This window comes from Roseospira visakhapatnamensis, from assembly GCF_014197915.1.
GTDB classification, from domain to species: Bacteria; Pseudomonadota; Alphaproteobacteria; order Rhodospirillales; family Rhodospirillaceae; genus Rhodospira; species Rhodospira visakhapatnamensis.
Genome location: NZ_JACIGK010000007.1, coordinates 89,480 through 102,177 on the forward strand (window position 1 = coordinate 89,480; position 12,698 = coordinate 102,177).

Sequence of the window (12,698 nt, forward strand, 5' to 3'; positions counted from 1 at the left end):
CCGGACACGCCCGGTCATGGAAACTCGAACCGGGACCGGCTGGCATCGAAGGCGTCGGCGGCCGGTCCCGTCAGGCGCGGCGGGATCCACAGCCGCGACAGCCCGTCACCGGCCGCCAGCACCGACTCGGCCCAGGCCCCCATGGGCGCGGGCAGGGCCGGCCAGGCCCGGGGATCGGCCGGCAACCAGCCGGTCGCGGCCCCCCAGGCGGCGGCCGTCTCCGGCACCGCCAGGGCGGCCAGCAGGCGCGCCGCGCGTTCGGGAAACACGGCGCCCCGGGGGATGGCCAGCCCGTCCAGCCAGCCCGGCGCGCCTTCGGCGGGGACGACGGCGGCCACCGGCGCGGCGGTCGACGCCACGGCCAGGGCGCGGGCCAGGCCGTCCCAGGCGCAGCCGGCCAGGGCCGGCGCCGCCGCCCCCCGGAAGCGGTGATCGAAGGTGACGGTATCGGTCCAGACGTCGGCCAGGGCCGCCCGGTAAGGCTTCAGGGCGGCATCCACGTCCCGGAACAGGGCACGCGCGGCGGCCTTGTCGGTCTCCGCCTCGGACAGCCGCGTCCCGTCGGGATCGACGATCCGCACGCCGATCCACACGGCGGCGTGCGGCTCCAGGGCCACACGCCCGGCCAGCGCGTCCGACAGCAGCCAGTCCCACCCCGGCGGACCGTCCGGACGCGCGGCCAGGGACTCGGCGCCCTCGCCCACCGCCAGCATCACGGTCGCGCCCAGGGCCAGCGGCGCCCAGACGGCGGTGCCGTCCGCGTCCAGCGCGCCATGGGCGGCCAGCACCGGGCGCAGGGCATCCGCCACCGGTGCCAGGGCGTCGGCCGGCAGCGGCGCCAGCAGGTCGGCGGCGCGCCAGCGGGCCACGTCCTCCAGACCCAGGCACATCAGGTCGAAGGGCATGTCCACACCGGGCGCGGGATGACCGTCGCGGGCCAGGCGGACACGCTCCCACACCTCGTCGGCATCGGCGGCCCAGGTCACATCCAGCGTCAGGCCGTGGTCGCGCGACAGCCGGTCGCGGACCGCCTCCGGCCACTGCCCGTCAAACGCCAGCAGGCGCAGGCGCCGGGGATGGTCCGCCCACGCCGGTCGCGCCATTCCATGGGCCGCCAGCCCCGCGCCGACCAGGCCCATCCGCAGAACGCGGCGGCGGCCGATCGTCGGGGGCAGGCGGCCGGCCATCACACCCCCTGCCAGGACAGGGCGCGCAACAGGCCGCGCGTGGCCCTGAACACCAACAGCACCACCGCCAGGGTCATGGGAATGACCCCCAGCAAAAAGAAGGGCAGCAGCGGCACGCCGATCAGGAACAGAAGCGCGCAGATCCAGGACGTGGCGATCGCCTGATCGAGATGGCCGCGCCAGGGTGCGGCCGACGCGCCGCGCGCCATGTAGGCCAGCGCGACGCCGACCAGCAGCGGCACGAGGGGAATCGGAATGGCCGCCAGGTACAGGCTATGAACGGCGATCACCATCGACCGGGCGGTGCGGTCGTGGTCGGTGGGCGGCGGATCCTGGAGCGGGCCGCCGGACGGGGGCAGGACGGAAGGCGCGGACATCGGGGTTCCCATGCTGTCAGGCTCGAACGGCCCCCACCGTAGCGGATCCCGCCATCCGCGTCCGCCGGGAATCGCCAAGGTCCGCTCGGGCGAAGCCCCTCCGTGATCCAGTCCGCGCGCCCCGGAGTACCAGGGGGGTATCAGGGACACTGCCCCTCGCCATGGAGCCCTTGCCATGATCTCGTCACACCGTCGCGTCGTGCCCGGTCCGGGTCAGGAGTCGGTCTGGGACTATCCGCGACCGCCGCGCCTGGAACCGGTCGCCGATCGGCTGCGCGTCCTCTTCGCCGGCGAGACCGTGGCCGAGACCACGCGCGGCTGGCGCCTGCTGGAGACCAGCCATCCCCCGGTCTATTACATCCCGCGCGCCGACGTCCGCGTCGACCGGCTGGAGCCCTCGGACCGGCGCACGGTCTGCGAGTTCAAGGGAACGGCCACATACTGGACCCTGATGGCGGGGAACCGCCGGTCGCGGGACGCCGCCTGGAGCTACCCCGACCCGCCCCCCGCGCTCGCCGATCTGCGCGACGCCCTGGCCTTCTACGCCAACCGGGTGGATGCCTGCTTCGTGGGCGACGATCCGGTCCACCCCCAGGCCGGGGACTTCTACGGGGGCTGGATCACCGCGCGGGTGGTGGGACCGTTCAAGGGCGCGCCCGGCACCTGGGGCTGGTAGCGAGCGCCCCGCCCGGACCATCCTCACGCCCCCATGTCCCGCGGCGCGAACCGCCCCGGGATCGCCGCCTCCGCCAGGTCCACCAGATGGCGGTGGTGGGTGAACACCAGCACCTGGGTCCGCGCCGCCAGGTCGGCCAGCACCCGCAGGCCGGCGGCGGCGCGAGCATCGTCGAAATGCACGAACAGGTCATCGGCGATGAACGGCAGGCGCGTCCCCCGCGCCAGCAGCGCCTCCAGCCCCGCCAGCCGCAGCGCCAGGAAAAGCTGGTCGCGCGCCCCGTCGCTCAGGCCCTCCATGGGCACCGTGGCGCCGCCGTCGGCGGGGCGCGCCCGCAGGCTGGGGGCGTCCGGATCCTCGCGGTCCACCAGCAGGCCGCCATACCGCCCCAGGGTGAGCGCGCCGAACAGGGCCCCCGCGCGGCTCAGCAACGGCGCCTCGTTCTCCGCCTGATAGCGGGCGATGGCGTGCCGCAGCAGCGTGGCCGTGGCCCGGACGCGGATGGCGCGCTCGGCGGCCCGCAAAGCCTCGGCGCGAGCCTGCTCGGCGTCCTCGGCGGCCTCGGCGGCGGCGGCGCCGGCCTGATCGAACCCCTCGACGGTGGCCCGATGGCGGGCCAGTTCCTCGCTCAGCGCCTGCACGGCGTCGAAGGCCCGCCGTTCGTCCTCGGCCACGGTGTCCAGGCGGGCGCCGATGGCATCCACGTCCCCCTCGGCGATCCCGTCCGCCGCCAGGCCGGCGACCTCGGTCCGCACATCCGCCTCGGTCCGGCCGTCCCCGGCCTCGGCCAGGCGCGCGCGCGCCGCCGACACCGTCGCGTCCAGCGCGGCGCGCCGTTCGATCCGGTCCAGGATGGGCGCGGCGGCCTCCACGGTCTCCACCCCCAGGCGCGCCAGACTCGCCGCCAGGGCCGCGTGGGCATGGCGCTCGCCGTCGCGCGCCGTCGCCAGGGCCTCCTCACAGGCGTCGACCCGACCGGCCGCGTCCTCGCGCCGGGCGCGCTGCGTGCGCGCCGTCTCCAGCCGCTCGCCCAGGGCCTGGGCGGCGCGCAACGGTGGCTGATCGGCCAGATCGGGCGCCACCGCCGCCAGCAGCCGCGCGAGGTCGTCCCGGAACACCATCTGGTCCCGGTGCATGGTGGCGATGCGATGGGCCAGGCCATCGGCCCCGGCGATGGCGTCGTGCGCCCGGCCGATGGTGTCCCAGGCGTCCAGCACCGGGTCGACGGCGGCCGGATCGGTCTCCGCCGGCAGCACCCAGGCGGCCAGCGCGGCGGCCCAGTCGGCGCGCCAGGTGTCCAGCGCCCGGCCGGCGGCGGTCGCGGCGGTCGTGGCCTCGGCCTCCGCCTCGGTCAGGCGCCGCACCGCGTCCTCTGCCCGGGTCCGGGCGTGGACCCGCTGATCCAGGGTGCTTCGCAGCCGCTGGGCGCGCCGCACCCGCTCGGTCAGGCTCTCGTCCTCGGCGCCCGCCTCCCCCAGGTCGGCCAGGGCCCGGCCCAGCGCCACTCGATGCCGTGTCTCCACCGCCTGGAGGTCCGCCCGGTCCGCCTCCGCCCGCGCCAGATCCACCGCCAGGGCCTCGACGGCCTCCAGCGCCCGCAGCCACGCGGCCATGACGGCCGGCGGCCCCGGGTCCACGCCGCTGCCCGCCCAGGCGGCCCGCCAGCTCTCCAACAGGGCGGCGCGGCGCTCCCCGGCCTCGGCGATCGCCGTCGCCACACCCGCGCGCGCGGCGTCCAGGGCACGCAGGTCGGCCTCGCGCGCGGCCAGTTGCCCCGAGGTGGCGGCGGCGGCGAAGCGGTCATCGGCGACCCGGTCGGCCTCGGCCAGGGCGGCGGCATGGGCGTCAAGGGCGGCCTCCTCGGGAACCACGCCCTCGGCCAGCCGGCCCCGCAGCCGCGCCCATCCCGCGTCGCGGCGGTCCCGGGCCTCGGTCAGGCGCGTTTCCGGCACCGCTCCCCCGTGCTCCACCAGGTCGCGGCGCTGACGGTCCTTGTCGGCGCGATCCCGGTCGAGATCGTCCCGCCGCTGGCGCAGGTCCTGCAGGGCCGCGTCCCGCGCCGCCAGCGTTTCCGCCATGGCGCCCGCCGCCGCCGTCATGGGCAGGGCGGCGCGGGCGGTGCCCTCGGGCGCCGGCGGCGCCAGCGCCGCCCGCGCCCGCTCGATCTCGTCGCGGATGCCGTCGACCCGGTCGCGGGCGCCGCGCAGGCGCTCCCCCAGGCCGGGATCGGCGGTGGCGGCATCCAGCACCTGGACGAGCGCCGCCGGATCGGGCCCCGGCCCCATGGCCTCGACCTCCGCCCGGGCCCGGGCCAGGGCGTGCCGCGCCTTGTCCCGGGCCTGCGCCGCCGCCGCCGCCGCCGGGGCCACGCTGGCATGACGCGCCGCCAGGGTCCGCAGCGTCGCCATGCGCGCCCGGGTGGGACGATGATCGGCCACCGTCGCCGCCGTGAGGCCGGGCAGGCCCACCTCGCGTCCCAGGGCACGGATGGTGTCCTCATGCGCGCGCCGTTCGGCCTCGCGCTTGGGGCCGTCCTCCTCGGCGGTGACGAAGCGGCCGCGGCGGGTGTCCAGCAGGAGGGCGATCTCGTCGGCGCGGGCCAGCAGCGCCTCGTCCACCGTGATGGCGTCCCGCGCCGCGCGCGCCCGGGCCGCCGCTTCCGCCGCGTCCCGGGCCTTGTCCCGGGCCGCCTCCGCCGCGCGGGCGGCGGCCGTCAGGCGGTCGCGGGTGTCGGCGGGCAGGTCCGGTGCGTCGGCCAGTTCGCGCCGCTCGTCCAGGGCCGCGTCGATGCCGGACAGCAGCGGACTCACCCGCCGCGCCCGCTCCAGCCGCGCGCGCCGGGCGTGCAGGGCGCCATGCCGGGCCGATTCGGCCTCGCGCGCCGCCTGGGCCTCGGCCGCCGCGCGCCGGGCGGCGGCGTAGTCCCGGTCGGACACCGTGGCCTCGCGCTGGCGCCGCAGGGCCTCGGTCCGGCGCCTCCAGGCCACCGCCACCACCTGGGTCTGGCCCCGGGGCTTGAACAGCCGGTCGGCCTCGGCCTCCAGCGCGTCCAGCCGCGCGCCCAGTCCCTCCAGCCCGGCCCCCGCCTGGAACAGCACCCGCCCCAGGTCGCTGTCGGCCCGCAGCATGGCCTGGCCGCCGGCGCGCAGGCGATCGTGGGACAGGCTGAACTGCTGCTCGAACGCCGCCCGTTCCACGCCTCCCAGCAGGGCGGCGAGCGGCGCCTCGTCGAGAACCGCGCCGTCCGCCCCGAGCAGGGTGTCGGCGCGCCCCTTGCGCCGCCAGGCGTCCAGCGACACGCCGTCGGCCTCCAGGCGGGCGCCGACCCGCAGGTCGGCCTGGGCGTGGCGATAGTCGAACCGGGTCTTGTGGCCGAAGCCGAACAGGAGGTCGGCGATGGCCGCCTGGGTGGTGGACTTGCCGGCCTCGTTGGCCCCCAGGATCAGGTGCAGGTCGGGCGCCCGCGCCGACAGGTCCAGGGTCGCGTCGGTCAGGTGGCCGTACTTCTCCAGGTGCAGGCGGGCCAGACGCATGGATCAGCCGTCTCCCCCCGGGCCGGACCCGAGGCCCTGCACGTCCGGCCGCACCGCGCGCACCAGGGCGGCGGTATCGCCGGCCCGCAGCGCCGCCAGCAGCGGCAGGTCCTCGGCGGCGTCGGGGTCCGCGTCCAGCCGGCCCAGGTCGCCGCGCAGCTTGTCATGGAGGGGACGCAACACGGCCTCCAGGGCCTCGATGAGCGCCGGATCGCGGTCGGCGTCGGCCAGCAGGGCGGCCAGCCGGTCGGCGGCCTCGGACGCCGCCGCCGGGACCGCGCCGGCGGGCGGCCGGGTCTCCAGCCGCACCGACTCCAGCCACAGGTCGGGCAGATCCACCAGCCGCGCCCGCAGGTCGGCCTCCAGCGCCTCCCGGTCCGCCGCCAGGGCGGCATGGGCCGGCGTCGTCCCCCGCAGACGCACGCGCACCGCCGCCGGGCGCCCGTCGGCCTCGGTCGTCACGGTCGCGCGCACCGCCTCGGCGCAGGCCGCGCCCAGGGCCTCCGGATCGGCGCGGTTCTCGGCGTCCACCTCGGTCACCAGCCAGCGCACCGTGTCGAGCACCACCGGTGTCACCTCCGTCACCCGGCCGTCGCGCACGGTCACCGAGACGCAGCCCTTGGGACCGGTCTCGCGCATATGCCGGCCCTGAAGCACACCCGGGAACACCACCCAGGGCTCGCGGCCGAGGATGGCGTGGTCATGCACGTGGCCCAGCGCCCAGTAGTCATACCCGTGACCGGCCAGTTGCGCGAGCGAACAGGGCGCGTAGGCGGCGTGGCGGGCATGGCCCTCCAGGGCGGTGTGCAGGACGCCGATGTTCAGCCAGCCCGGCAGCGCCGGCGGATAGCCAGCCGCCAGATTCTCGGTCACGGCGGCGGTGGCGAAGCTCTGGCCGTGCAGGGCCACGCGGAGCGCCTCCAGACGGATGGTGTCCGGCCGGTCGGCCGGGAACCGATGAGCGGTGTCCGGCCAGGGCAGGGCGCGGGTGATGCGGTTGGCGGCATCATGGTTGCCGAACAGCACCACCGCCGGAATGCCGGCCTGTTTGAGGCGATGCAGTTCGCGCACCAGGAACAGGCCGGTCCCGAAGTCCGGCCAGTCGCCGTCATACAGGTCGCCGGCGATGACCACGAAGGCCGCGCCGGTATCGACGGCCGTGTCGACCAGGGCGCGGACCGCCGCGCGCGTGGCGGCGCGGAAGCGCTCGACCGGCGCGCCCTCGTAGGCCGAGAGCCCCCGGAGCGGGCTGTCCAGGTGAATGTCGGCGGCGTGCAGGAAATGGAAGTCCGCCATGCCGGGGCCTCACGCCGAATCAGGGGGCCGGTTTGCCGCCCTTGGTGTCATTCAATCCGCCGGCCGGGGCCGGCGGCGGCCAGCGTCAGGCCGGCGAAGCGGTGACCCGCTCTCCTGAACCCAGCAACCATGATGGGTCTCCCCTATCAGCGATGGATGTCGGCGGTCTGACCGCAACCGGTCACGGCCAAAATCGTCCCTGGCCCCCTGCCGAAATGCAAGCCCTTATGTTGTCCACGGGCGCCCGCCTGGGACCAAGGGATCGCCCAAGCCGCGCGCCGCCGGGACGGACGGCCTGCCCCCGCCCATCATCCCGCCGAGGGTCGCGCCCGGAAAAACCGCTTGCGTCCCCCAGCCGGGCTTGATACATAGCCGGCCTCCGCTGACGCGGAAGCAGATGCGGGTGTAGCTCAGTTGGTTAGAGCGCTGGCCTGTCACGCCAGAGGTCGCCGGTTCAAGTCCGGTCACTCGCGCCACTCCTCAAAAAACCTGATCCGAAAAACCCAAGGTCGGCGGCCGGTGCCGGTGTTGGGTTTTTTTGCGTTTGCCGACGGCCCTGGTCTTGAGGATCGCGGGGCGCCGGGATCGTCGTGTCCGGCGCAAAGACGCCTCACCCCCCCCGGGCCGACAGGACCGGCCGATCCAGACAAAGGCGCGCCGGTCGCCACCCCCATCTGGATCCGTGCCCGGTCATCGCGCGCTCGCGACCATCCCCGCACGCCGGCGCCGATCACGCCACGACCGCGCGACTCACGCCATCACACCCCCGAGGCCGGGGTGTCGCCAGCGGCCGCCACGGCGGGGGGATCGCAGAACTTCTCCTCATAGTATCGCCGGGCCGGCTGCATGTGATCCAGGCACAGCCGGGCCAGCGCCGACAGGTCCCGCGCCTTGACCAGCGCCGTGATGGCCCGGTGCTCCTCGCAGGCCCGGCTGAGGAACTGCGGGTGCTTGAGGGCGTGCGAGCGGATGCAGTGGGTGAGGGCGTTCGAGTATTCGATGGCACGCACGAAGTACCGATTGCCGGTGCCCTGGAACAGGGTGTCGTGGAACGCCTTGTTGGCGGTGAACACCGCCATCAGGTCGAGACCGGCCACCGCCCGCTCGTGGTCGCGTTGCAGGCGCTCCAACGCCTGGATCCAGGCGGCGTCGTCCAGCCGCCGGATGCGCAGGGCGGCCTGCTGGTGCAGAACCTCGCGCACCTCATACAGATCATGAACATCTTGACGTGAAAAGAAACGCACGGCGGCACCCTTGAACGGCTCCCGGGTAATCATGCCGAGCCGCTCAAGTTCCATGAGGGCGCCGCGAGCGACGTGTCGTTTAACATTCATACCATGGACAATTTCATCTTCAGTTATCCTCTGCCTTGGCAGCATTTGTCCAAAAATTATCGCACGCTCAAGTTCCTGAACGACCACCAAAATTTGACCTTGACTCTTCGTTTCCTTGTCCATGCCGATTCCTCACATTGTTAACAATAGTCCCAACAATATCGGCGGCCATATAATTGATAATATTCACCTTGCTCACGCGGAACGACTTTTGCCACTGATTGGACATCGTTCACATCTTCGCGACAAGGTAGTTAAAAATGGTCACTCCGCTGTGGGTCCGTGGTCAAGCCGAGAAGACCGACGAGACCATCACGAGTATCAACCCGGCGGACGGGACCATCGCGGGCACCTGCTGCGCGGCCGACGCGCGCTGTGTCGACCAGGCCGTGCGGGCCACCCATGACGCCTGGTGCCGGTCGGACTGGCCTCACCGCCTCCCGCATGAGCGGGCCCGGGTGCTGGCCCACGTGGCCGACGCCCTCGACGGCGCGCGCGACACTCTGGCGGTCCATCAGATGCGCGACTGCGGAAAGCCGCTGGCGGAATGCCGCCGGATGGTGACGGCCGCCGCCGGCGCCTTCCGCTACTACGCCGCCGTGCTGGAATGCGAGGAGACCGAGGTCACGCCGCCGCGCGGCCCGTCCGTGTCGATGACGGTGCTGGAACCGCTGGGCGTGGTGGCCCTGGTCACACCCTGGAACTCCCCCATCATGCTGGAGGGGCAGAAGGCCGCCCCCGCCCTCGCCGCCGGCAACGCGGTGGTCATCAAGCCGTCCGAGGAAACCCCGCACCTGGCCCTGCACCTGGCCCGCCTGTGCGTCGAGGCCGGCGTGCCGCCCGCGCTGCTCACCGTGCTGCCGGGCCGGGGGGAGACCACGGGCGCGGCCGTGGTCGGCCATCCGCTGGTGCGCATGGTCTCCTTCACCGGAGGCACGGAGACCGGACGCGCGATCGGCCGCGTCTGCGCCGAAAAGATCATCCCGGCGGCGCTGGAGCTGGGCGGCAAGAGCCCGCACATCGTCTTCGAGGACGCCGACCTGGACCGCGCCCTGGACGCCGTCACCGCCGGCATCTTCGGATCGGCCGGCCAGTCCTGCGTGGCGGGGTCGCGGCTGCTGGTGCAGGCGTCCATCGCCGAGCCGTTCATCGCCCGGGTGGCGGCGCGGGCCGACGCCCTGCGGGTCGGTCCCCCCGACCATCCGGACACGGCGATGGGGCCGTTGATCTCGACCCGGCATCGCGACCGCGTCGAGTCCTACATCCGGATCGCGCTCCGGGACGACGGCGGGCGGCTGCGCGCCGGGGGCGGCCGCCCCGACGACCCCGCGCTGGCGGCCGGCGCCTACCTGCGGCCCACCGTCATCGATGGCCTCCCGAACACGGCCCGATGCGCCCAGGAGGAAATCTTCGGGCCGGTCCTGGCCTGCATCCCGTTCCGCGACGAGGACGAGGCGATCGAGCTGGCCAACGACACCGTGTTCGGGCTGGCCGCCGGGATCTGGAGCGGGTCGTTCGATCGGGCCTGGCGGGTCGGCCGGGCCATCCAGGCGGGGTCGGTCTGGATCAACTGCTACAAGCGCTCCAGCATTTCCGCGCCGTTCGGCGGCTTCAAGGACAGCGGCTTGCTCCGGGAGAAGGGGCGCCAGGGCCTGCGGCTGTATGGCGGCCTGAAGTCGATCAGCGTGGGCCTGGACGCGCCGCGCGCCCCCGCGCGCGGGGAGGCGTGACATGGACCGGACCCGGACCGCCACGCCCCATCGCCTCGCCGGCGCCCGCGTCCTGGTGGCCGGCGGCGCCTCGCTGGTCGGCAGTCATTTGACGCGGGCCTTGCTGGAGCGCGACGTGGCCGAGGTCATCGTCTTCGATCCGCTGGCCGTCGATGCCCGGGATTCGCTGGGCGTCCTGACGGCGGACGCCCGCGTCACCATGGTCCCCGGCGACCTGACGCGGCGGGCGCAGATCGTCGAGCACATGGCCGATGTGGACCGCGCCGTGAACCTGGCGGCGGTCATGACCATCGGCGTGTCGCGCGATCCGGCGGCGGCGCTGGACCTGAACATCCGGGGCCACCTGAACTTCCTGGAGGCGGCACGCCTGCGCGGCGTCGCCAAGGTGGTGCTGGCCTCCTCCAACGGCGTCTACGGCTACGACATCGGCGGCCCGGTCGGCGAGACGGAACCGCACCATCACCACGGCATCCCGCCGGCCGCCGCCATCTACGGCAGTTCCAAGATCATCGGCGAGCATTTGTGCCGCATGTGGAAGGCGAGGCACGGCCTCGACTACCTGATCCTGCGGTTCTCGACCGTCTATGGCGAGGGTCAGCACGACCGGGCCGCCAACGCCCTGTACATCCTCGACACCTTCGACCGCCTGATCGCCGGCCTGCGGCCCCAACTGTTCGGGGACGGCTCGGAAAGCAAGGACTTCGTCTATGCGGGCGACGTGGCCCGGGCCCTGTGCCTGGCGCTGGACGGCGACCAGACCGACGCCGCCGTCAACGTCTCGGGTGGCGAGGGCATCTCCACGGCCGCCCTGGTGAGCCTGATCGGCCGCCTCATCGGCCGCGACGCCGCGCCGGACTACCTGGAGGACAGCGACCGCGTGCGGTTGCCGACCGGGCCGGGCCTGCATTTCACCAACACCCTGGCCAAGGCGCTCCTGGGCTGGCAGCCCCTCATGCCCCTGGACGAGGGGATCCGGCGGCTCCTCAAGGACCATGCCCGGCGCCGGGGCCTGGACCCGGCCACCGTACCCGACTGACGCCGACCGTCCGGTCCCGGACGCCGCGTCCCGGGCCGGGCGGCACGACAGACGCGATCACCCCAGGGAGGACATCGCACCATGAAGGTCCAGACCGTCACGATCCTGTCCGCCGCCGCGCTCGCGCTCGCCAGTCCGGCCGCCCACGCCGAATGGCCCGAGCAGGCCATCACCCTGATCGTCGCCTACAGCCCGGGCGGCGGCACCGACACCACCGCGCGCACGCTGGCCCCGTTGCTGGAAAAGGAACTCGGCACCGACATCGTCGTCGTCAACCGGCCCGGCGCCAGCGGCGAGATCGGCTACACCGCCATCGCCACCGCCGAGCCCGACGGCTACACCATGGGCATCCTCAACGTACCCCCGGCGATCACGATCCCGATCACCCGCGACACCCGCGTCAGCCTCGACGACGTCATGCCCATCGCCAACCTGATCGAGGATCCGTCGGCGTTCTCCGTCGCCCACGACAGCCCGTTCCGGACGCTGGAGGACCTGGTCGCCTACGCGGCGGAGAACCCGGCCTCGGTGACGGTGGCCATCACCGGCGTCGGCACCGACGACCACCTGGCGGTGGTGTATTTCGAGCAGGCCACCGGCATCGACCTCACCCCGGTGCCGTTCCCGGGCTCCGGCCCGGCGCGCATCGCCCTGATGGGCGGACATGTGTCGATGGCCGCGATCAACCTGGGCGGCATGATGCCCTATACCGACAGCGTGCGCATCCTGGCCCACTTCGGCGGCGACCGTACGGATCTCGCCCCGGACATCCCGACCGTCCGCGAGTCCGGCTGGGACGTCACCATGACGTCCGAGCGGGGCGTGGCGTTCCCGGCCGGCGTTCCGGACGCCTTGGTGACCACGGTGGCGGCGGCGGTGGAGCGCGTGGCCACCTCCCGGGCGTGGAAGGACGCGCTCGCGCAACAGTTCACGGTGGACAACTTCATGGGACCGGACGCCTTCGCGGCGCATCTGCACACCCTGGACACGTCCTATCGCGCGCTGTGGGCGGACAATCCCTGGCAGTAACACCGGGTCGGGAGGTCCGCATGCGCACGAACACGCCGACGACCATCCTCGGTCACGGGGGCATCATCGCCCTGGGCATCCATGCGGTCACCGAGGGACTGCGGCTCGACGGTCCCTCGGCGCTGTTTCCCATGGCCCTTGGCGTGACGCTGGTGGGGGTTGCGGCCCTCTCCCTGCTTCTGAGCCTGCGCCGCGCCGGCGGGTCCGGAGCAACCACCGGGGCGACCGGCACCGGGACCGGACCGGTCGACGTCCGTCCCGGACGGATCCAGGCCATCGGACTGATCCTGCTGGCCGGCTACATCCTGGCGGCGGACGTCGTCGGGCTGCTGACCGCCGCCCTCGCCTTCCTGCCCCTGCTGGCATGGCTGGGCGGCGGCGAGCGGCGCGTCCGCCTGCTCGCGCCGGTGACGATCGTGTTCGTCGCCGGACTGTACGTGGTCTTCTCGGTGCTGCTGCGCTTGCCGCTGCCCCGGGACCTGATGGTCGGGTAAGCCCGG

10 protein-coding genes and 1 tRNA gene are annotated in these 12,698 nt (G+C 73.9%); 6 read left to right on the top strand and 5 right to left on the bottom strand.

All coding sequences use genetic code 11. The annotated features are described in order from the left end of the window. Positions 1–14 precede the first annotated feature (14 nt). Together GGD89_RS06210 and GGD89_RS06215 are read right to left on the bottom strand one after the other, a co-directional pair. Positions 15–1,187 carry an extracellular solute-binding protein gene (locus GGD89_RS06210; RefSeq protein ID WP_184043256.1) on the bottom strand — a complete coding sequence of 391 codons (1,173 nt, stop codon included), beginning with the start codon at positions 1,185–1,187 and terminating at the stop codon, positions 15–17. Next, positions 1,187–1,564: a hypothetical protein gene (locus GGD89_RS06215; protein WP_184043257.1), complete on the bottom strand. Its 378-nt coding sequence runs from the start codon at positions 1,562–1,564 to the stop codon at positions 1,187–1,189. The genes GGD89_RS06210 and GGD89_RS06215 overlap by 1 nt, the downstream gene beginning before the upstream one ends. Before the next feature lie 175 nt (positions 1,565–1,739). On the opposite strand from GGD89_RS06215, the gene GGD89_RS06220 reads away from it, so the two are divergent. After that, positions 1,740–2,240 carry a DUF427 domain-containing protein gene (locus GGD89_RS06220; RefSeq protein ID WP_184043258.1) on the top strand — a complete coding sequence of 167 codons (501 nt, stop codon included), beginning with the start codon at positions 1,740–1,742 and terminating at the stop codon, positions 2,238–2,240. 23 nt (positions 2,241–2,263) lie between these two features. On the opposite strand, the gene GGD89_RS06225 is transcribed toward GGD89_RS06220, so the two are convergent. Continuing rightward, positions 2,264–5,773, bottom strand: coding sequence for a YhaN family protein (locus GGD89_RS06225; RefSeq protein WP_184043259.1), 3,510 nt, complete (start codon positions 5,771–5,773; stop codon positions 2,264–2,266). 3 nt (positions 5,774–5,776) lie between these two features. Further along, positions 5,777–7,069, bottom strand: coding sequence for a metallophosphoesterase family protein (locus tag GGD89_RS06230; protein ID WP_184043260.1), 1,293 nt, complete (start codon positions 7,067–7,069; stop codon positions 5,777–5,779). A 399-nt stretch (positions 7,070–7,468) separates the two neighbouring features. On the opposite strand from GGD89_RS06230, the gene GGD89_RS06235 reads away from it, so the two are divergent. Further along, positions 7,469–7,545, top strand: a tRNA-Asp gene (locus tag GGD89_RS06235). A 282-nt stretch (positions 7,546–7,827) separates the two neighbouring features. On the opposite strand, the gene GGD89_RS06240 is transcribed toward GGD89_RS06235, so the two are convergent. Beyond that, positions 7,828–8,526 carry a GntR family transcriptional regulator gene (locus GGD89_RS06240; protein WP_184043261.1) on the bottom strand — a complete coding sequence of 233 codons (699 nt, stop codon included), beginning with the start codon at positions 8,524–8,526 and terminating at the stop codon, positions 7,828–7,830. A gap of 137 nt (positions 8,527–8,663) precedes the next feature. Between GGD89_RS06240 and GGD89_RS06245 the strand changes: the two genes are divergently transcribed. From GGD89_RS06245 to GGD89_RS06260, 4 genes are all read left to right on the top strand, one after another. After that, positions 8,664–10,133 carry an aldehyde dehydrogenase family protein gene (locus GGD89_RS06245; RefSeq protein ID WP_184043262.1) on the top strand — a complete coding sequence of 490 codons (1,470 nt, stop codon included), beginning with the start codon at positions 8,664–8,666 and terminating at the stop codon, positions 10,131–10,133. A gap of 1 nt (position 10,134) precedes the next feature. Continuing rightward, positions 10,135–11,169: an NAD-dependent epimerase/dehydratase family protein gene (locus tag GGD89_RS06250; RefSeq protein WP_184043263.1), complete on the top strand. Its 1,035-nt coding sequence runs from the start codon at positions 10,135–10,137 to the stop codon at positions 11,167–11,169. A gap of 81 nt (positions 11,170–11,250) precedes the next feature. After that, positions 11,251–12,198: a tripartite tricarboxylate transporter substrate binding protein gene (locus GGD89_RS06255; protein ID WP_221238341.1), complete on the top strand. Its 948-nt coding sequence runs from the start codon at positions 11,251–11,253 to the stop codon at positions 12,196–12,198. A 20-nt stretch (positions 12,199–12,218) separates the two neighbouring features. Then, the gene (locus GGD89_RS06260; protein WP_184043264.1) at positions 12,219–12,692 is read left to right on the top strand and encodes a tripartite tricarboxylate transporter TctB family protein; all 474 of its coding nucleotides are present in this window, start codon (positions 12,219–12,221) and stop codon (positions 12,690–12,692) included. The last annotated feature ends 6 nt before the right edge of the window (positions 12,693–12,698 follow it).